General features: G+C 67.9%; 17 protein-coding genes and 1 tRNA gene. 4 read left to right on the top strand and 14 right to left on the bottom strand.

Going from position 1 to position 20,466, the window contains the following annotated elements; translation table 11 throughout:
• Position 1: 1 nt before the first annotated feature.
• The 6 genes from OU996_RS12665 to OU996_RS12640 form a co-directional block, all read right to left on the bottom strand.
• Positions 2-298: a hypothetical protein gene (locus OU996_RS12665; RefSeq protein ID WP_267581977.1), complete on the bottom strand. Its 297-nt coding sequence runs from the start codon at positions 296-298 to the stop codon at positions 2-4.
• A 369-nt stretch (positions 299-667) separates the two neighbouring features.
• A complete protein-coding gene (locus OU996_RS12660) occupies positions 668-898 on the bottom strand; it encodes a hypothetical protein (protein WP_267581976.1) in 231 nt (76 codons plus the stop codon).
• Between the two features lie 117 nt (positions 899-1,015).
• A tRNA-Lys gene (locus tag OU996_RS12655) sits at positions 1,016-1,091 on the bottom strand.
• Positions 1,092-1,181: 90 nt separating this feature from the next.
• Complete coding sequence (locus OU996_RS12650; protein ID WP_267581975.1) at positions 1,182-2,681, bottom strand: tripartite tricarboxylate transporter permease; 1,500 nt, start codon at positions 2,679-2,681, stop codon at positions 1,182-1,184.
• A gap of 15 nt (positions 2,682-2,696) precedes the next feature.
• A complete protein-coding gene (locus OU996_RS12645) occupies positions 2,697-3,176 on the bottom strand; it encodes a tripartite tricarboxylate transporter TctB family protein (protein WP_267581974.1) in 480 nt (159 codons plus the stop codon).
• A gap of 92 nt (positions 3,177-3,268) precedes the next feature.
• A complete protein-coding gene (locus OU996_RS12640) occupies positions 3,269-4,255 on the bottom strand; it encodes a tripartite tricarboxylate transporter substrate binding protein BugD (protein ID WP_267581973.1) in 987 nt (328 codons plus the stop codon).
• Positions 4,256-4,522: 267 nt separating this feature from the next.
• Between OU996_RS12640 and pabB the strand changes: the two genes are divergently transcribed.
• The 3 genes from pabB to OU996_RS12625 are packed head-to-tail and all read left to right on the top strand — an operon-like array spanning position 4,523 to position 7,433.
• Entirely contained in the window at positions 4,523-5,947 is a 1,425-nt protein-coding gene (pabB, locus tag OU996_RS12635; RefSeq protein WP_267581972.1) for an aminodeoxychorismate synthase component I, read from the top strand.
• A complete protein-coding gene (locus tag OU996_RS12630; protein WP_420712629.1) occupies positions 5,944-6,645 on the top strand; it encodes an anthranilate synthase component II in 702 nt (233 codons plus the stop codon). Before pabB ends, OU996_RS12630 begins: the two co-directional genes overlap by 4 nt.
• Positions 6,642-7,433: an aminotransferase class IV gene (locus OU996_RS12625; protein WP_267581971.1), complete on the top strand. Its 792-nt coding sequence runs from the start codon at positions 6,642-6,644 to the stop codon at positions 7,431-7,433. Before OU996_RS12630 ends, OU996_RS12625 begins: the two co-directional genes overlap by 4 nt.
• A 17-nt stretch (positions 7,434-7,450) precedes the next feature.
• Here OU996_RS12625 and OU996_RS12620 read toward each other — a convergent pair whose 3' ends face one another.
• The 5 genes from OU996_RS12620 to OU996_RS12600 form a co-directional block, all read right to left on the bottom strand.
• Entirely contained in the window at positions 7,451-8,176 is a 726-nt protein-coding gene (locus OU996_RS12620; RefSeq protein ID WP_267581970.1) for a DUF930 domain-containing protein, read from the bottom strand.
• 60 nt (positions 8,177-8,236) lie between these two features.
• Entirely contained in the window at positions 8,237-9,304 is a 1,068-nt protein-coding gene (locus OU996_RS12615; RefSeq protein WP_267581969.1) for a serine hydrolase domain-containing protein, read from the bottom strand.
• Between the two features lie 5 nt (positions 9,305-9,309).
• Entirely contained in the window at positions 9,310-10,860 is a 1,551-nt protein-coding gene (locus tag OU996_RS12610) for a 2-isopropylmalate synthase (RefSeq protein WP_267581968.1), read from the bottom strand.
• A gap of 512 nt (positions 10,861-11,372) precedes the next feature.
• The gene (locus OU996_RS12605; protein WP_267581967.1) at positions 11,373-12,947 is read right to left on the bottom strand and encodes a DHA2 family efflux MFS transporter permease subunit; all 1,575 of its coding nucleotides are present in this window, start codon (positions 12,945-12,947) and stop codon (positions 11,373-11,375) included.
• 24 nt (positions 12,948-12,971) lie between these two features.
• The gene (locus OU996_RS12600) at positions 12,972-14,156 is read right to left on the bottom strand and encodes an HlyD family secretion protein (protein WP_267581966.1); all 1,185 of its coding nucleotides are present in this window, start codon (positions 14,154-14,156) and stop codon (positions 12,972-12,974) included.
• Positions 14,157-14,287: 131 nt separating this feature from the next.
• On the opposite strand from OU996_RS12600, the gene OU996_RS12595 reads away from it, so the two are divergent.
• Complete coding sequence (locus OU996_RS12595) at positions 14,288-14,941, top strand: TetR/AcrR family transcriptional regulator (protein WP_267581965.1); 654 nt, start codon at positions 14,288-14,290, stop codon at positions 14,939-14,941.
• A gap of 15 nt (positions 14,942-14,956) precedes the next feature.
• Here the strand turns inward: OU996_RS12595 and OU996_RS12590 are convergent, their stop codons facing one another.
• From OU996_RS12590 to OU996_RS12580, 3 genes are all read right to left on the bottom strand, one after another.
• The gene (locus tag OU996_RS12590) at positions 14,957-17,491 is read right to left on the bottom strand and encodes an HWE histidine kinase domain-containing protein (RefSeq protein WP_267581964.1); all 2,535 of its coding nucleotides are present in this window, start codon (positions 17,489-17,491) and stop codon (positions 14,957-14,959) included.
• 182 nt (positions 17,492-17,673) lie between these two features.
• Positions 17,674-18,900: an SAM-dependent methyltransferase gene (locus OU996_RS12585; protein WP_267581963.1), complete on the bottom strand. Its 1,227-nt coding sequence runs from the start codon at positions 18,898-18,900 to the stop codon at positions 17,674-17,676.
• Between the two features lie 71 nt (positions 18,901-18,971).
• On the bottom strand, positions 18,972-20,387 hold the full coding sequence (locus OU996_RS12580; RefSeq protein WP_267581962.1) for a diguanylate cyclase domain-containing protein: 1,416 nt from the start codon (positions 20,385-20,387) through the stop codon (positions 18,972-18,974).
• Between the last annotated feature and the right edge of the window lie 79 nt (positions 20,388-20,466).

Raw genomic sequence — 20,466 nt, 5'->3', positions numbered from 1 at the left:
CTCAGCGCGGGAGCAGGCGCCCGAGCGCGTAGCCGGCGACAGCCGTCGCCAGCAGCATGTTGAAGGAGAAGCGGCGTTCACTCGCCCCGCCGGTCGAGTTCAGGGCCGTGCGAGCATCGCGCTCCAGGCCCGCCCCCAGCCCTTCGGTCGGCGACGTACGGGCGCTGCCGGACGTGGAAGCCGTCGAGCCGCTGCCATAGGCGCTAGAGGTCGTGCCGGAGCCTGCCGTTGCGCCGCCATGGCCCGTGGTGCCCAGAGCCTTGTCAACATTGTTCGAAAACGGATCGCCATTGGCCATGTCGCTGTCCTCCCGTCGAGTGCTCGCCGTCGAGTGCTCGGGCAGACAACGCGGCAAGGCTCGAATGGTTCGCCGCGCTAGAGCCGGCCGGACAGGAAGGCGATCATTTCCATCGGCCCACGCGCACGGAACAGCGTCACGCGACGCCCGCCGCACATGTCGCAGCGCAGGCGCGGCGCCGGCTCGGTGGGATCGGCTTCTTCAAGAGCGGTCGCATCGCCCGTGCCAAGCGCGGAGCGACGGCCGCAGCGTTGGCAATGCGCGCAGATCATCGACAGTTGGTGGGAAATGACAACGCCTCCGGCAGTGGCGTCCCCGGAAGGGATCGCCGTGACGTTTCAACCTAGCACAGCCGGGCGGCGGACGCGTTCACGAGCCGTCGATGACGACCCGGCCACGGCCGGCGGCTTTGGCCCGGTAGAGCGCCCGGCCTGTCGCTCCATCAGCCCATCGACGTCGCACTCGCCCGGCCCGCGCGCCCTCTTCCAGAGTCGGCTGATCGAGCAGCCCGCACGCCGCCGCATTGGCCGCGACGATCCTGATTTGCGGACCCTCCACGACGAGAAGCTGCTGATCGGCGCGATGTATCCCGTCGAACATGGAAGCAGGCTAGCGCGCACCATAAGCGCGGTAGTGGTATAATGAAGCTAATCTAAAGAAACTACCGACCACCTGCCGGCGGACACCCGTCCGAAATTTTCATGTCCTGGGAGGAGATGGTGGGCGCACTAGGGCTCGAACCTAGGACCCGCTGATTAAGAGTCAGCTGCTCTACCAACTGAGCTATGCGCCCGGACCGGGTGTCTGCGGAACAACGTCCCGCGAACGGGGGGTCATGTAGCAAAGCGATTCCGGCCTGTCTACACCCCCCTGCCAGTTGTCCTCATTCTTTGAACGCCTCGTCGCGCTTCTTGCGCACGGAGGGCAGCAGCACGACCAGCAACGCCAGCGCCGCCAGCGCCAGCATCGTCGCAGAAATCGGACGCGAGATGAAGACCAGCGGATCACCTCGCGATATCAGCATAGCACGACGCAAATATTCCTCAAGCATAGGCCCAATAATGAACCCAAGTAAAAGTGGCGCGGGTTCGCAGTGTAGCTTGACGAGGACGTAGCCGATGAGGCCGAAGATGGCCATCGTATACACGTCAAAGTTGTTATTGTTGACGCTGTAGACGCCGATGCAGCAGAAGCCAACGATGAGCGGGAAGAGGATGTGATAGGGCACGGTGAGCAGCCGGACCCAGATGCCGATCAGCGGCAGGTTGAGCACCACCAGCAGGAAATTGCCGATCCACATCGACGCGACAATGCCCCAGAACAGGCTCGGCTGCTCGTTGACGACGTTCGGGCCGGGCACGATGCCCTGGATGATCAGCGCGCCGATCATCAGCGCCATCACCGGGTTGGACGGAATGCCGAGCGTCAGCATGGGGATAAAGGAGGTCTGCGCGCCCGCATTATTAGCCGATTCCGGCCCCGCCACGCCCTCAATGGCCCCCTTGCCGAAGCGCTCGGGGTGGCGGGAGATCTTCTTCTCGATGGAATAGGCGGCGAAGGACGACAGGATCGCGCCGCCGCCCGGCAGGATGCCGAGGAAGGAGCCGAGGAAGGTGCCGCGAATCACCGGGCCGATGATGCGCTTGAAGTCCTCCTTGGAGAGCAGCAGGCCCTTCACCTTCTGCACCATCACCGTGCGGGTGTGCTCGTCCTCGAGATTGCGCACGATCTCGCCGATGCCGAACACGCCCATGGCCAGCGCCACGAACTCGATTCCATCCGCCAGCTCGATCATGTCGAAGGTGAAGCGTGGGGTGCCGGTGTAGACGTCCTGACCGGAGAGGCCGAGCAGAATGCCCAGCACCACCATCGCCAGCGCCTTGATGACGGAGCCCGACGCCAGCGCGACGGAGGCCACAAGCCCTAGAACCATCAGCGCAAAATACTCGGGCGGGCCGAATTTGAGCGCGAGGTCGGCGAGCGGTGGGGCGAAGACGGCGAGCAGGAAGGTGGCGACCGAGCCGGCGAAGAAGGAGCCGAGCGCGGCGGTTGCAAGCGCGGCGCCGGCCCGGCCCTGGCGGGCCATCTGGTAGCCGTCAATGGCGGTGACGACGGACGAACTCTCGCCCGGCAGGTTGATCAGGATGGCCGTGGTCGAGCCGCCATATTGCGCGCCGTAATAGATGCCGGCGAGCATGATGAGCGCCGCCACCGGCGGCAGGCCGAAGGTGATCGGCAGCAGCATGGCGATGGTCGGCACCGGGCCGAGGCCCGGCAAAACGCCGATCAGCGTGCCCAGCAGCACCCCCAGGAAGCAGTAGAGAATGTTCTGGAAGGTGAAGGCGACGGAGAAGCCGAGCGCCAGATTGTCAAAGATTTCCAAGGAACTGGCTCCCGATCAGTAGCCGCCGAGCCAAGGCCCGAGCATGGGCAGCGGCAGGCCGAGCCCCTTGATGAACACGCCCCAGGAGAAGGCGACCATGATGCTCGCCGAAATCACCCCCGTGACAATGCTGAAGCGGCCGCTGGCAAGGGCGGAGATGAAGACGGCGAGCCACATCGAGGCGCCGAGGCCGAGCGGACGGATGCCCACGCCGAACAGCACCACGGCCAGCGTGACCAGGAAAAGCGCCCGCCACGGCCACTCGCGCAGGTTGAGCGAGCCGCCATCTTCCGGGTGGGTAGTGAGGCCAGTGAGGAGGACGATCAGGCCGAAGAGTGCAAGCAGACCGGCCAGGATCATCGGGAAGTAACCGGGCCCCATTCTTATGGCACGGCCCATCGGCAGGTCGGAACCTTGCCAGGCGAAAAAGGCGGCGACCACGATCAGCAGCAGCCCTGTCGCGACATCGCGCGGATTCTTGACGAAGCGAACCATGCACCCCCCTGCCCGGCCCTAGGATAAAAATGGACCCGCCCGCCCGGCGGCCGTTCCGGCCTTTGCGGGCGAGCGGGTCGGGTCGTTTCACGTCAGTCGGCGAAGACGCCGGCCTTCTCGATCACCGGCTTCCACTTGGCGACTTCCGCCTCCAGGAATTTCTGGTGAACTTCCGGGGTGGCGCGCTCGAGCGCGACCGGCTCCGTGCCGAGATCGGCGAAGCGGGCGACCACCTTGGGATCCTGCAGCGCGACGAGGAGCGCGGCGTTCAGCTTGTCGATGAACGGCTTCGGCGTGCCCTTGGGCGCGTAGAGGCCGTGCCACACCGCGATCTCGAAGCCCGGCAGCGCGCCTTCCTTGAAGGTCGGGATATCCGGCAGCGACTTCAGGCGGTTCGGGGTGGTGACGCCATACGCCTTCACCTTGCCGGCCTTGATCTGGCCGGTGGTGTTGGTCGACTGGTCGCACATCAGGTCGATCTGGCCGCCGACGAGGTCGTTCATGGCCGGGCCCGTGCCCTGATAGGGAACGGTGGTCATGGGCGTGCCGATGGCGGACATGAACAGCATGCCGCACAGATGCGAGGCCGAGCCGACGCCGGCATTGCCGTAGATCACGCCGTCCTTCTTGTCCTTCACATAGGCGATCAGCTCGGCCGCATCCTTCGGCGGCAGGCCGGACTTGCCGATCATGGTCATCGGCACGTCGGTGACGAGGCCGATTTCCTCGAAGTCCGTCAGCACATTGTAGGGCAGCTTGCGGTAGAGGGTGGCGGAGGTCGCCTGGCCGATATGGTGCAGAAGAATCGTGTAGCCGTCGGGGGTGGCCTTGGCGACCTGGCCGGCGCCGCGCGTGCCGCCGGCGCCGCCGACATTCTCGACGACCACCTGCTGGCCGAGCGAGCGCGACATGGATTCGGCGATGAGGCGGGCCACCGTGTCGGTCGGGCCACCGGCCGCGAATGGCACGATCATCGTCACATTGCGGTTGGGATAGTCCTGCGCCTTGGCGCCGGCGAACGGCATGGCCGACAGCGCCAGGGCCGCGACCGCGATGGCGGCCGACTTGAAATTCATCATGCGTCCCTCCCGAGACTCTGTAAAACGCTTGCCACGCTTTGAACGGGCATCATTGTGCCCGCTCTTTTGAGAGGGCTAAGCCAGCACCCGACTGCCACTGCGTCAAGTGGCCCATTGGGCTTAGTCCTGCGTAAGTGAAGCGGTTTTCCCGCAAGCCTTCTATGTTGGGCTAGGATGAAGCCGCCGCCGGACACCTACGGGATGCCCTGCGGCCTACGCCTCCCAGAACCCTAGGAAGCCGTTACGGCAGCCGCCATAGTCCCGCGCATGATTCAGGAACCGCCGCCCCTCGTCGTCGAGATCGCCTTTCAGGAGCCGTGGCTTGCCGCGCGGCGGCTGGCGGGAGATGCCGCGCGCGCCAGCGGGCTGGTCTTCCTCGACAGCGCGATGACCCACCCCCTGCTCGGGCGCTGGTCCTATGTGATGGCGCGCCCCTTCGGCCGCTTCACCGTGGAAGAAGGCGTGCCGCGCTGGGATGGCGAGCGCCAGAATGGCGCCCCGCTGGCGGTGCTGCGTGAGCGTCTGGCCCGCCATGCCCAGCCGCGCCTGCCGGGCGGGGCCGGGTTTCAGGCCGGGGCGGCCGGCTATCTCGCCTATGAGGCGGGCCGCCTGTTCGACCGCTTTCCCACCGCGCAGGCCGAGACGGGCGAAGGCCCGGAGATCGACCTCGGCTTTTACGATGTGGTCCTGGCCTTCGACATGGCGGCCAGCCGTGCCCACCTCATCTCCACGGGCTGGCCGGAAAGCGAGCCCGCCCGCCGGGCGAAGCGGGCGCGCGAGCGGCTGGCGGAGGTGAGCGAACAACTCACGACGCCTCTGCCCCCCCTCGGGCCGGCGGTGACGGCGACCGACTGGCGCTCCAATTTCGACGCGGCGCGCTATCAGGAGGCCGTGGCTGACGTCATCGCCTATATCCGCGCCGGCGACATCTTCCAGGCGAACTTCACCCAGCGATTCGAGGCGCGGCTGGCAAGCGGCGGCGGTGCGCTCGATCCGCTGCGGCTCTACGACCAGTTGCGGCGCGCCAACCCCGCCACCTTCGCCGCGCTCATCATCGGCGCGGAGCGGACGATCGCCTCTTCCTCGCCCGAGCGCTTCGTCAAGCTTACCGGCCGTGAGGTCGAGACGCGCCCGATCAAGGGCACGGTGCCGCGCTCGGTGGAGCCGACGCTCGATGCCTTTCGCGGCCGCGAGCTGACCGCGAGCGAGAAGGACCGCGCCGAAAACGTGATGATCGTCGACCTGCTGCGCAACGATCTCTCGCGCGTCTGCCGGCCGGGCACGGTGAAGGTGCCGCGCCTGTGCGGGCTGGAGACCTATGCCAATGTGCATCACCTCGTCTCGGTGGTGACCGGCACGCTGGCGGAGGGTCGTGACGGGCTCGACCTCACCGCCGCCTCCTTCCCCGGCGGTTCGATCACCGGCGCGCCGAAGATCCGCGCCATGGAGATCATCCGCGAGCTGGAGGGGCGCCCGCGCGGCGTCTATTGCGGCTCCATCGGCTATATCGGCTTTGACGGCGCGATGGATTTCAACATCGCCATCCGTACCGTGACGGTGGAGAAGGATGTGGCGAGCTTCGGCGTCGGCGGGGGCATCACCACCCTGTCCGATCCCGCGGCCGAACATGCCGAGAGCCTGACCAAGGCCGAGCGGCTGTTCCGCGCCTTCCGGCCGGAGGTGGGCGCATGATCCTGCTGATCGACAATTACGACAGCTTCGTCTTCAACGTGGCGCGCTACCTCACCGAGCTGGGCGCACAGGTCGAGGTCGCCCGCAATGACGCGCTGGATGTCGCCACCATCGCCCGGATGAAACCGGAGGCGCTGGTGATTTCCCCCGGCCCCTGCTCGCCCAATGAGGCGGGCGTGTCGCTGGAGGCGGTGCGCGCGCTCTCCGGCACGCTGCCGATCCTCGGCATCTGTCTCGGCCATCAATGCATCGGCCAGGCTTTTGGCGGGCGGGTGGTGCGGGCCAAAGAGCCGATGCATGGGCGGGCCTCGCAGGTAGCCCATCGCGGCACCGACGTGTTTGCTGGCCTGCCCTCCCCCCTTCCGGCCGGGCGCTATCATTCGCTGGCGGTGGAGCTCGATGCGGGCTCGCCGCTCACCGCCACCGCCTGGGCGGAAGATGGCGAGATCATGGGCCTCGCCCATCGGGAGCACCCGACCTTCGGCGTGCAGTTCCACCCGGAATCCGTGCTGACCGGGCCGGGCTACGAGATTCTCGGCAACTTCCTCGATCTTGCGGGCGTCACGCGGCGGGCGCTGGCGGTCGAGAGAGCGGCAGAGGATGCGCCCGGCCGCTACCCGCCCTTGCTCGCCCCCGCCGCGCTGACGACGCCGGACTGGGCCAAGGTGTGGCCGGCCCGCTGGGACGGCGAACGGTGAGCGTCGCCCTCTCAAGCGAGGACCGCGGCTTCACGCTGGGCGATGGCGTGTTCGATACGGCGCTGGCGCTTGACGGGCGAATGCTGGCGCGCGAGCGCCATGTCGGGCGGCTCATGGCGGCGGCGGATGTCATCGGCATCGAGGTGGCGCGCGCGGCGGTGGAGAGCGCGATCGACGCCGCGCTGACGGGGGCGCCGATGATCCTGCGCACCACGCTGACGCGCGGTATCGCGGCGCGCGGGCTGTGGCCGGCGAGCATGGGCGCGCCGACCGTGGTGACGGCGACGGCGCCCTGGAGCCCGGCGCTGATCGGCCAGCCGGCGCGGCTCATCACCGCGACGGGGCGGCGCAACGAATTCTCACTGAGCGCGAACCTCAAGACGCTCGGCTATCTCGACCACATCCTCGCCGCCCGCGAGGCGGCGCGGGCGGGCGTCGACGACGCGCTGATCCTCAACACGCGCGGCAACGTCGCCTGCGCGACCATCGGCAATGTCGTGGCGATTATCGGCGATGCGCTGGTGACGCCGGCACTGAATGAGGGCTGTCTGCCGGGGATCGTGCGCGCGCTGCTGATCGAGGCGGCGCCCACGCTCGGTCTCGCGGTGGAGGAGCGCGCGCTGGCGCCCCGCGAGCTGGCGGGCGCGCGGGCGGTGTTCCTCACCAATTCGGTGCGGCTGATCCGGCCGGTCATCGCGCTGGACGGGGCGGGGCTGGCGCGGGCGCCCGCCATCGAGGCCGCGCTGCTCGCGGCGCTGCGGGCCGCGCTGGACATGCCGGAGGCCTGAGCGGCGCTCCCGAAGGATCAATGCACCGCCGGCAGGTTGAGCGCGGTCCATTCGGTGCGCGGGATGGACGGGCCGACGCGGAAGGCGAAGCCGGTCACCGTGCGCCGGGTGGCATCGAGCGTGCAGCGATAGGACAGTTCGAACCAGTCCGCCCCCGCGCGGAAGGCGCTGCCCGCCGCGACGAAGACGCCGTTCTCCCAATGCGGATCGGACAGGGCGTAATCCACCAGCCGATCCGGCTGGAAGCGGTGCTGCCAGGCGTGGATCTGCTCCATCGCCTCGAAGTCGCAGAGCTGGGCGATGCGCTCCTCATCCGCGAGGGTGGCCATCTGCTGCCGCAGCCGCCGGTTCTTCGGACTTGCCAGCGCGTCGCCGGAGAGCATGCGGGTCGGCCGCACCGTATCGTCCGGCGCCACGGCCGGCGCCGGGCGGGCGGCAGGTGCGGCGGGCACCGTCGCGGGGAGGCTCGCCTCAGCGGGGGCGGCGCTGGTCGCGAGCGGCGAGGCGGGAGCGGAAGGGTGCAGCGCGTCGAAATCGCGGGCGCTGATCACCTCGGTCTCCAGCGCCGGCGGCTCGGGCAGCTCCATCAGCGGCTCGACCACGCGCAGCAGCAGCGCGCCGATCACCATGAGATGCAGCACCACCGCGCCGAGAAGCGGCAGGGAATCGGTTCCGCGCGCCCGCAGCGGCCGGACGGTCTCCCGGGCCGGCAGCACCCGTTCGGGAGCGGAAAGCGTCGTCATGGGCGCGGAGCGGCCTTGGGATGTCGGATAAGCTAGCCATCCACGCCCCGGCGGGCAGGATTATGGCGGCGCCGCCTGAAGGATGGCCGCCAGCAGCCGCAGCAGCTCCGACCCGCGCACCTTGCGCCCGCCCCCGCGCCATTCGGTGGTGACGGCGACCACGACGCCGCGTGCCGGCACGATGGCGATCATCTGCCCGCCAAAGCCGGCGGCATAGGCGGCGCCCGGCCCGAAGGCGTCGGTGGGCGGCACCCACCAGAGATAGCCATAGCCCTGCCGGCTGCGGTCGCTGGGCGACCAGGCGGTGGTGGAGGCCTCCACCCAGCCGGCCGGCACGATCGGCTGCCCGGCCCAGCTGCCCTTGTCGAGATAGAGCTGGCCGAACCGGGCGGCGTCGCGGGCGCTGAGGCGGAAGGGATAGGCCGGGTGCTCGGAGGCCGGCTCGCGGACATAGCGCCCATCGGCGGCGGTGAAGTCCTGCATGCCGATGGGACGGGCGATCCGGCGCTCGAAACCCGCGAAGATGTCCTCGCCCGTCGCCCGGCGCCAGATAGTGCCGAGGGCGTTGAAATCCCAGTTATTGTAGTACCAGAAACTGCCCGGCGGATGGCTGCCACGCGCCGGGCGATCACGCTTCATCGGCGCCGTCTCATGGGCGGCGGGGTGGTAGATGCCGGAGCGCGCCATCAGCAAATCGCGCAGCGTGGCCCGCCGCTCGTCTACGGTAAGCACGGGCGGAACATCGTCGATGCCGAGATCGGCGAGGGTGGCGTCCAGCGCGAGACGGCCCTCGGCCACCGCGATGCCGATCAGCGCGCCGAGCAGGCTCTTGCGCACCGAGGCGACATCAACCTTGCGGGCCACCTCGCCCCAGCCGGCGACCGGGCGCCCATGCCGGAGCACAATGACCGCGGTGGTGCCGAGCCCGACCGCCTGTTCCTGAGCGGCCGCGAGCCCCGAGGCCGACCAGCCGGTCAAATCCGTCGGCCCGAGGTTGGCCAGCGGGTCCGCGCCCGCCGGTGGTGAGCCGGCCAGCGCGGTGAGCACCGGCCCGGCCCCGACGGCGCCGCCCGCGAGCCGCGCCGCCGCAACCAGCAGCGCCCGCCGCGCGAGCGGGCGCCCGGCCATGGGCCTCACTCCGCCGCGGGCTGGGCCTGCGCGTTGAGGCTGTGGCGCTTGGTCTGCAGCTTGTTGAGCGCGATGATATAGGCCTGCGCCGAGGCGACCAGCGTGTCCGGGTCCGAGCCGCGCCCGGTCACCGCCTTGTCGCCCTCTTCCAGCCGCACCGACACTTCCGCCTGCGCGTCCGTGCCCTCGGTCACGGCGTGGACCTGGTAGAGCGCCAGCTTGGCGGAGTGCGGGACAATCGCCTGGATGCAGTTGAACACTGCGTCCACCGGGCCATTGCCCTCGCATTCCTCGGTGATGACCTTGCCATCCACCGCCATCTTCATGGTGGCGCGCTGCGGGCCGTGGCTGCCGGCGATGACGGAGAGCGAGACCAGCTTCACCCGGTCATGGGCGGCGGCGATCTCGTGATCGACCAGCGCCTCGATGTCCTCGTCATAGACGACCTTCTTGCGGTCGGCCAAATCCTTGAAGCGGGTGAAGGCGTCGTTCAGCGCGTTCTCGCCCAGTTCGTAGCCCAGCGCCTTCAGCTTGTCGCGGAAGGCGGCGCGGCCGGAATGCTTGCCCATCACCAGCGAGGTCTTGGAAACGCCGACGCTCTCCGGCGTCATGATCTCGTAGGTGGTGGCGTTCTTCAGCATGCCGTCCTGGTGGATACCGCTCTCATGGGCGAAGGCGTTCCGGCCGACGATGGCCTTGTTGTACTGCACCGGGAAGGAGGTCACCGCCGAGACGAGCTTGGAGGCGCGGGTGATCATGGTGGCGTCGATGCCGGTCTCGTAGCGCAGCACGTCGTTGCGCACATTGATCGCCATGACGATCTCTTCCAGCGCCGCATTGCCGGCGCGCTCGCCGATGCCGTTCACCGTGCACTCGATCTGCCGCGCGCCACCGGCGACGCCGGCCAGCGAGTTCGCGACCGCCATGCCGAGGTCGTTGTGGCAATGGGTGGAGAACACCGCCTTGTCGGAATTCGGCACGCGCTCGATCACCGTGCGGAACATCGCCTCATACTCGCCTGGCGTGGCGTAGCCGACCGTGTCGGGCAGGTTGATGGTGGTGGCGCCGGCCTTGATGGCGATCTCCACCGCGCGGCACAGGAAGTCGATCTCGGTGCGGGTGGCGTCCTCGGCCGACCACTCGACATTGTCGACATGGCCGCGCGCGCGGGCGACGGAGGCCGCGATCATCTCCAGTACCGTCTCCGGATCCTTCTGGAGCTTGTACTTCATGTGCACCGGCGAGGTGGAGATGAAGGTGTGGATGCGCGGGCGGCGGGCGTGGCGCACCGCGTCGGCGCAGCGGTCGATGTCGCCGGCGGCGGCGCGCGAGAGGCCGGCGATCACCGCGTTCTTCGAGCGGCGGGCGATCTCGGCAACGCTCTCGAAATCACCATTGGAGGCGATGGGGAAGCCGGCCTCGATGATGTCGACGCCCATGGAGTCGAGCAGCTCGGCGACTTCCAGCTTCTCCTCGAAGGTCATGGAGGCGCCGGGGCACTGCTCGCCGTCGCGCAACGTGGTGTCGAAAATGACGACGCGGTTCTTGTCGGACATCGGGGTCTTCCTTCTGGGCGTCCTGCCGCCGGGTGCCGCTCGGGGCATCGTCCGGTGCAAATCTGGCTGTAGTGCGGATGGTCGCGGCGTCGTCCCCTGAGCGCCCAGGCATGATGCCCGGCCGGCCCTCAGGGGCGGCTAAGAAGAAGGAGCCCGGACGCAAGGAGAGTCTTCCCGGAAAACCGCAGGGCGGCCGGGTTCGCGGTGCAGCTACGGACGGACGCAAAGGTCACGGCTCGGCTCTCGCGAGGGTTGCTCTCTGGACAGGTTCTTAGCCGAGCGCGGGTAAAACGGCAAGCGCGGCGGTCGTGGGGGCAATGGCGGCGACAGCCCCACTCCATGCTCGTCATCCCGAACGGCCGAAGGCCGAGCCGGGATGACGCCTGAACGTACCGTCATCCCGGACGGCCCAAGGCCGAGCCGGGATCGGGTGCCGGATAGGCGGGAAACGATCCCGGCTCTGCGCCCTGCGGGCTACGGCCGGGATGACGTGCCCCCAGCAGGGACCGCCGCTAATGCCCGCCGCCACCGGCGCCGGGGTTCTTCGGCCGGCTGAGCAGCGGGGTGAAGAAGAACAGCAGCACGAACAAAGCGGTCAGCACGAGGAAGACATCGGCGAAGGCCATCACTTCCGCCTGGATGCGCACCTGGCCGGCCATGGTCTTCAGCGCCGCGCGGTCGGCGTCCGAGCCGAGAGCAGCGAAGGAGCGGGTCATGGCGTCCAGCCGCTCGACCGCCACGCCGCTCGCCCATTGCACGTTCTCGTGCAGGCGGGCGAGGTGCAGATCCCAGCGGTCGTTCAGCACGGTGTTGATGAGGGCGAGCCCCACCGCGCCGCCGAGATTGCGCATCAGGTTGAACAGGCCTGAGGCGTTCTTGAGCTGCGCGGGCGGCAGCGTGCCGAGCGAGATGTTGTTGATCGGGATCATCGCCATCATTATGCCGACGCCGCGCAGGATCTGCGGCATCAGCAGCTCCCAGAAATCCCAGTCCTTGGTCAGCCCCGTCACCTGCCAGGTGCCGAGGGCGAAGGCGAGGAAGCCGACGCCGATCATGGCGCGCGGGTCCACCTTGGTCATCAGCCGGCCGGCGATGGGCGCACACAGGAACATGGCGAGGCCCGAGACGAACATGGTCTCGCCGATCATCAGCGCCGAGTAGCCGCGCACCCGGGCGAGATAGAGCGGGTAGAGATAGGTCAGCCCGTAAAGGCCGATGCCGACGACGAAGCTGAAGGCCGAGCCGACCGAGAAATTGCGGTTGGCGAAGGAGCGCAGATCCACCACCGGGTCGCGCGCCATGAACACGCGGGCGAAGAAGGCGACGGCCGAGACCACACCGACAATGGCGAAGACGAAGATCGCCTTGTCCTCGAACCAGTCATTGGTCGGCCCCTCCTCCAGCACGAATTCGAGGCTGCCGAGGAAGCCCGCCATGAACAGCAGGCCCCACCAGTCGAAGCGGTCGAGCAGCTTGAAGTCCGGCTCGTCGAAATCCACCAGCGTCGCCGTGGCGATGATGACGAAGATGCCGGGCACGATGTTGACGAGGAATAGCCAGTGCCAGGAGAACAGGTCGGTGAGATAGCCGCCAATGGTCGGCCCGATAGTCGGGGCGAGCGTGGCGACGAGGCCGATCATCGGCGAGACGATGGGCAGCTTGCTGCGCGGGAACACCGAATAGGCGGCGGCGAAGACGGTCGGGATCATGCCGCCGCCAAGGAAGCCCTGCAGCGCACGATAGACGATCATCTCGTTGATCGAGGTCGCCGTCGCGCACATGAAGCTCATCACCGTGAAGCCGGTCGCCGCGGCAACGAACAGCCAGCGCGTCGAGAGCGCCCGCGACAGGAAGCCCGAGAGCGGGATCATGATGACTTCGGCGATGAGGTAGCTGGTCTGCACCCAGCTGATCTCGTCCGAGGAGGCGGCAAGGCCCGCCTGGATCTCGGCCAGCGAGGCCGAGACGATCTGGATGTCCAGGATCGCCATGAACATGCCGAAGACCATGCAGAGGAAGGCGATCATGCGCCGCCGCTCGCGGGCGGCGGCGCTCTCCCCGGCGCCGGTGATAACAGCGTCCGACATGATGGATCCTTATCCGGCGCCCGTTCAGGCGCCTTCGCGGGTATCGACGGTGGCGGTCACCGACATGCCGGGCCGCAGCTCGGCCTTGGCGCGGGCTTCCGCGTCGAGCTCGATGCGGACGGGCACGCGCTGCACGATCTTGGTGAAGTTGCCGGTGGCGTTCTCCGGCGGCAGCAGGCTGAAGACGGAGCCGGAGGCCGGGGCGACGCTCAGCACGCGGCCGTGGAACTCCTCATCCGGGTAGGCATCGACCTCGACATTGACCTTCTGGCCGGGATGCAGCTCGCCGAGCTGCGTCTCCTTGAAATTGGCGTCGACATAGACCTGGCTCAACGGCACGAGGGCGAGCAGGCGGGTGCCTTCCTGCACGAGCTGGCCGACCTGCACGGCGCGGTTGCCGACCACGCCGTCGAACGGCGCGCGCACGACGGTGAAGTCGACATTGCGCTGGGCCTGGTCGCGGGCGGTGCGGTACTCGTCGAGCAGGCGGATGGCCTCGGTCTGCTCGGCATGCAGCACATCGACATTGGCGTCGGCAGAAGCGATGGCCGCCTGCGCCGAATCCACCGAGGCCTGCGCCTTGTCGCGGTCCGCGCGGGCGGTCTCCAGCGTGGCGCGGCTGGAGAATTGCGACTTGGCGAGCTCGGTCTGGCGGTCCAGCTCAAGCTGAGTGCGGTTAAGGTCGGCCTGGCTGGAGACGAGCTGCGCCTTGGCCTGATCCACGCTCGCCTTGGCCGCCTCGATCTGCTGGCCATAGCGCTCGATGGTGGCTTCCTGCGTGGCGATCTTGCCCTCGGCCGCCTTCACCGCGAGGGCGAAGTCGCCATCGTCGATGCGGGCGAGCACGTCGCCCTTCTTCACCGGCTGGTTGGTCTCGACATCGAGGCTGACGATATGGCCGGCGACGCGGGCGGCGATGACCGAGGTGTCGGCGCCGACATAGGCGTCGTCGGTGGCGACGAGGAACCGCCCCACCCGCCACCAATGCGCGCCGTAATAGCCGCCGCCGATCAGCGCGGCGAGCAGGATGGCACCGAAGACGAGCGTGCGGCGCGACTTCTTCGGCGCTGCCGGGGCGTCCGCCTTTGGCGCGGCTTCGACGGACGCGGGCGCTTCCGCGACCTTGCGGGCGACGAAGGGCACCGGCTCGTTGCCGCCCTGCGGCTCGATCTCACCGATTTCCAGACTACGGGCGCCGGGCTGGGCCATGGCCTACCTCACCAAGGGTCAACTAAACCGTTTAGTTCAATCTGAACTTTACATATCAAACTAAACCGTTTAGTCAATGCCCTTGCCAAAAGAGAGTTCGGACCGCTAACTGGTCGCGAGGCTGCATGACCATGAGTGACACCACCGTACTCGCGCCAAACGCCCCGGCGCGCCCCGACACCGATTCCCCCAAGCGCCGCGAGGTGATCGAGGGCGCGCGCCGGGTGTTCTTCGACAAGGGATTCGATGGCGCCAGCATGGACGAGGTCGCCAGGGCGGCCGGGGTCTCCAAGGCGACGATCTACGCGCACTTCTCCAGCAAGGACGAGCTATTCGAGGCGCTGGTGCTGAGCGAGCGCAACCGCTCGGCCGAGCATCTTTTCGAGGTCGATCCGGCGGTGCAGGACATCGACGGCGTGCTCCGGCACATCGGCGTCTCCTTCATGAAGATGATGGTGCGACCCGACCATATCCGGCTCATTCGCATGGTCATCGGTGTCGCCGAGAAGTTTCCGCGCATCGGCTTCAGCTTCTTCGACGCAGGCCCCAACCATGGCGGCCGGCGGCTCGGGGAACTGCTGCGCGAGGAGACCGCGCGCGGGCGTGTCGACCTGCAGGGCGAAGATGCCGTCGAGGTGGCCCATCTGTTCCTCAACATGTGCAACGGCAATTTCGTCAAGGCGATGATGTTCACCGGCGCCCCGCCCCCGGCCGTGGAGGACATCGAAGCCGTGGTGGACCGCGCCGTGCGGGTGTTCCTCGCGAGCTATGGGCGCGCCGCCTGAGCGCCGGCCCCTTCCCTACTGCCGCAACTCCCACAGCGCGGCGATCAGAGATTCGCGCTCATAGGGCTTGGCGAGCACGCTGATATCCTCGCAGTCGGCGGGGATCATCGAGCGGTCGCCATAGCCGGTGGCGAAGATGAACGGCACGCCGCGGCGCTTGAGCTCGATCGCCACCGGCGCCGAGGTGCCCGAACCGAGATTGACGTCCAGCACCGCGACATCCGGCGTGAAGTCCTTCAGCCGGCGCAGCGCGTCGGCGGCGGAGGGCGCCGTGACGACATGGGCGATGCCGGCATCTTCCAGCATGAACTCGACATCCATGGCGATCAGCATCTGATCCTCGACCAGCAGCACATGGATGCCGTCGAGCCGGTTGACCGCTGCATCCTCCAGCGCCGCCAACGCCCCCTCCTCCGCGCCCGGATTGATGAGGCCCGCGCTTAGCACATGTTTGCCCGGCAACAGGAACCGCGCCGTGAGCCCCTTTTCGTCGAACCGCATCTCGCTCTCCCCGCCAAGATCGTAAGGCACCGTCCGCTCGATGAGCGCCGTGCCGAAGCCCGAGCGGCCACTACGCTTGACCGCCGGCCCGCCCAGCTCGCGCCAGACGACCTCGCAGCCGCCCTCATCCTCAAGCTGCCAGGCCACCTCGACCCGCCCGCCCGACCGCGACAGCGCGCCATATTTCGCCGCGTTGGTGGAGAGCTCGTGCAGCACAAGCGCCATCACCGAGAAGGCGCGGGCGTCGAGCCACACGGTCGGGCCGACCAGCGAAGCGCGTGTCGCCGTGCCGCCATAGGGCGACAGCTCGGCGCGCAACAGGTCGCCCAGCGAGCCACCGCCGGCCCCGCGCACCACCTGGTCATGCGCCACCGCCAGCGCCTGGATGCGCCCGCGCAGACTGTCGACATAATCCTGCGTGCTGCGCCCATCCCGCAGCGAGTGCTCGACCAGCGACTTGATGACGGCGAGGATGTTCTTGACCCGGTGGTTCAGCTCCTCATTGAGCATGCGCTGGCGGATATCCGCCTTCTCGCGCTCGTCGGCCATCAGCTCGCTGTGGCGCAGGACGATCTCCACCAGCGCCGAGCGTGCCGCCTCGGCGATCTCGCGGTCGCCCTCGGTCCACGGGCTCGCCTGGTGGCGCACCGTCTCTTTCCAGATGGCGAAGCTCTTGCGCGGCGTCAGCCGGTCGCCGAGCGTGCCGGTCTCATAGGTCTTCTCCGGCCGGCCGGCCCAATCCAGCGTGTGGACGATCTCGCGGCGGAAGAAGAACAGATAGTCGCGCGGTAGCTGCGACAGCGGCAGGGCCAGCACCCCGGCGGCGGTGGCGCTGAACGCCTCCGCTTCCTTCCAGTCGCGCGAAAGCGAATCCGTCGCCCAGACCTTGCCGTCGGCCTGCGGGCCGACATGGGCGATGAGGTTCGGTATGGCGGAGGTCGGCGGCACCGCGCCCTGCGCGCTCCACTCCCCGCCCAGCCAAAGGCCAATGCCGTCGCAGGGCATCAGCTTGGAGAATTCGTCCATATGGGTGCGCAGCAATTCGCCGACATCCTCATGCTGCGAGGCGAGGCGCAGGAAGCGGTCGAGCGCGCGCCGCGCAGCGGTCGCGACATCAAGCGTGCGCTTCTGCTTGAGCGCCTGAAGGTGCAGCGCGAAGAAGGCGCCGAACATCTCCGCCGCCACACGCTCGGACATGGGCAGCACGCGCGGCGCGTAATGGTGGCAGGCGACGAGGCCCCAGAGCGCACCGTCCACCACGACGGAGATCGACATCGAGGCGGCGACGCCCATATTGCGCAGATATTCGAGATGGATCGGCGAGACCGCCCGCAGATGCGCAAAGGACAGGTCGGTCGGCTCGTCCATCTCCTCATCGGACGGCGCCATCCCGCAGCGCTCCCCGCTGGAATCGCCGATCACCCGGATGATGGTGCGCACGTAAAGCTGGCGCGCCTGCTGGGGAATGTCGCTGGCGGGGAACCACTGGTAGAGGAAGCTCTCCAGATCCTCGCGCTTGTCCTCGCTCACCACCTGACCGGAGCCATCCGGCGAGAAGCGGTAGATCATCACCCGGTCATAGCCGAGCGCGGTGCGCAGGAGCCGCGTGGAATGCTCCAGCAGCTTGTCGATATTGGTCTCGCCACGCACGCGGGCGAAGAGCGAGCGCGCGAGGTCGAGCGCCGGCCCATCCTCGGCCGAGGGCGGTTCGAACTCGATGATGACGTTGCCGGCGACGGCATGGACCGACACATCGAACCGCCCGCCGGAGGCGATCTCGAGGCGGAACAGAAGCGCGGGGGCCGCGGGGTCGGCGGCGCGGTCGAGCGCCTCGCGAATGCGCCCGGCCGCCTCAAGGCCCACCAGCTCGGCGAGATCCCGGCCGATGAGATCGTCGGGCAGGCTGAGCATCTGCGGCGCATTGGTCGAGTGCCGGCGCACCACCCCGCCCTGCATGTCGCAGGCGATCAGGCAGCCATGGCATTGAATGGCGCCGGGGACATGGATGGGCTCCCGGTCGCAATTGGTGAGGTCGACGGGCGCGCGCACAATGCGCCTTAGGTTTCGACGCGCCGGAAGCCGCACGACGTGGCGCGGGCAATCCGGATAAACGACACGACCCGCCGCGACGGGGCACTGAAGAAGGCGGGCATGCTGATCGAGCTTCGACTGTGAAAGACCCAGTCCGCTCAACGTGCCCGAAGGCCAGAAGTTCCCGACAATTCCGTCGCTTATGCCGGCAGCCGCAAGGCCAGCGCCCGCTCGTCATCGGTGATGAAGTCGCGGATCACCGGCACCGCGTCGCGCTCATTGGCGAGCAGGAGCTGGAACACCATGTTGGAGCCATGCAGGAAGCCAAGCTCCACGGCGACCAGATAGAACTCCCACATGCGGGTGAAGCGCTCGCCCATCATCGCCACGACCTGCGGGCGCACCGCCTCGAAGTTCTGCCGCCAGTGCTTGATGGTCCAGTAATAGTGCAGCCGCAGGAACTCGCAATCGGCGGTCCATAGCCCGACGCGCTCCAGCGAGGTGAAGACTTCCGACATGGCGGGCACATAGCCGCCGGGGAAGATGTATTTGCGGATGAACGGCGCCGTGGTGCCGGGCGGCGACATGCGGCCGATGGCGTGGATCATGGCGAAGCCGCCGGGCGCCAGCAACCGCTTGATCGTGTTGAAATACTCGTCGAAATGGTTGACGCCGACATGCTCCATCATGCCGACCGAGACCACGCGGTCGAAGGTGCCGGCCAGCTCGCGATAGTCCCGCTCGAAGAAGGTGATGCGGTCCAGCACGCCGGCCGCCTCCGCGCGCTTCTTCGATTCGGCGAGCTGCTCGGTCGCGACATTGATGGCGGTGACATGCACGCCGAGCTTGGCGAGATAGATGGCGAGCGCGCCCCAGCCCGAGCCGATCTCGGCGACCCGCATCCCCGGCTCCAGCTTCAGCTTGGCGGCGATGTGGCGGAGCTTGGCCTGCTGCGCCTCCTCCAGCGAGGCGTCGGGCGTCGGGAAATAGGCACAGGAATAGATCATCTGGCTGTCGAGCCAGAGCCGGTAGAAATCCGGCGGGTGGTCGTAATGGCTCTGCGCGTTGCTGGCGGCCTTTTTCAGCGGATTGGACTGGTGCCAGCGCTTGAACGCGCGCCAGCTGCGCCGCAGCGCCTGCTGTACCGGATGGGCGGCAAGGCCCCGCCGGTTGATCGAGAACAGATAGAGGAAGTCATAGACGGTGGAGCCATCCTCGAAGGTCAGCCGCCCGTCCATATAGGCCTCGGCCGCGACCAGCTCGGGATTGAAGAACAGCTCGCGGTCGAGCTTCTCGTCATGCAGGCGCATGACCACGGCGGGTCCGTCCGTGCCGGTGCCGAAGACTGCGCGCGCCCCATTCGGCTCGATGACGATAAGGCTGCCCTTGTGAACGAAACGCTTGAGCAGATGGGGCAGGAAACGCATTGAGACACACCGCACGTCGACAGACACAAAGGGCATCCGGCACCAGCCATGCCGGCTCTGTCAAGGCAGGCTTATCCGGAGCGAATGGCGCTGATGGTCAAACGCCGGCCGGAAGGGCCGAGCCGATGCGCCTTCGCATCATAGAGGCGGTAGGTGTTGCGGCCGGCTTCCTTGGCCGCATAGAGGGCGCGGTCCGCCTGGACGAAGAGCTGGGCCGGAGCGACACTTCCTCCCGCGAGGGTTACCCCCATGGAGCCGCTGACCGCCACGCGGCGGTTGCGCCAGAGGAAGGGTTGCGACAGGCTGGCGATGGCGCGCGCGGCAAGGCCGGCGATCCGCCCTTCCTCCGCCACCCCGAAGGCCAGCACGCCGAATTCGTCGCCGCCGATGCGCGCGACCAGCGCATCCTCGCCAAAGGCCAGCCTGAGGCGGCGCGACATCTCGCGCAGGCATTCATCACCCGCCGCGTGGCCAAACGTGTCGTTTATCTGCTTGAAACCGTCGACATCGATGATCGCCAGCGCCGCCAACTGATTGCGGCCCCGCTCCGCCGCCGCGGCCTCGGCCAGCCGGCTCTCGAACACGCCGCGATTGGCGATGCCGGTCAGCGGGTCGCACTCGGCGAGCAGCCGCAGCCGGTCCATGAGCTGGCGTTCCAGCGTGATGTCCTGCTTGGTGCCGAAAATGCGGATCGGCTTGCCGTCGACGCACTCGATATCGGCCGAGAGCCTGACCCAGCGCCGCTCCCCGCCCGACGTGGTGATCTCGACGTCGAGCGTGAACCCATCGCCCTCCGCGATGGCTTTCGCCCGCATGGCCTCCATCTCGGCACGCGAACGGTCGGCGTAGAGAGCCAGCACATGATCGCGCGGAATGACGCTCCCGCGCGGCAGGTCGAAAATGTCATAGACCCCGTCGGTCCAGCTGATCTCGCCGGTCGCGAGCTCGCACTCCCACACGCCGATCTTGGCGAGGCTCGAGGAGCGGTCATACATCTTCTTGTAGCGGGCGAGCGCCGCGTCCCGCTCCCGCGCCGCGCGGGTCATCGCATCGGAGACATGGGCGGCGCGCACCAGCCCGGCCGCAAGACGGGCAAAGGCGTCCAGACGTTCGATGAGATCGGCCGGCAGCGCGCGGGGCGCGCGGTCCATGACCGCGAAGGAGCCGACGACGGTGCCATCCACGTTTACGGGAACCGCTGCATAGCAGGCGATCCCCGGCAAGCCGGGCAGCGCCGGACGCGCATCCTCGATCAGGCAGGGGTTTGAGCCATGAGCGAGCGCGGCGAGCACCTGCGGACAAGGCCGCTCTTCCGGTGCCAGGCCGCGCGCGATGACGGCGGGCGGCGTGTCGAGCAGCAGAAGCCCGATAGGCATATCGAGCGAGGTTCGCGCGAGATCGACCAGATCTCCTAAGGGAATGACGTCCGCGCCCGGAACAGGGCGCGCAACCGAGGAGGCATCGTCCGGCACGGCATAAGGCGGCACGTTGGTGCTCTCCTCATCCTTGCCATGCACCTAGCCTACAACGGTAACACCAACGTCCCGCGGCTTGGCAATTGAAAGC

It is taken from the genome of Ancylobacter sp. SL191 (assembly GCF_026625645.1).
GTDB lineage: Bacteria > Pseudomonadota > Alphaproteobacteria > Rhizobiales > Xanthobacteraceae > Ancylobacter.
Note: the sequence above shows the minus strand (reverse complement) of the source record. Positions and strands in the feature narration are given on the sequence as shown.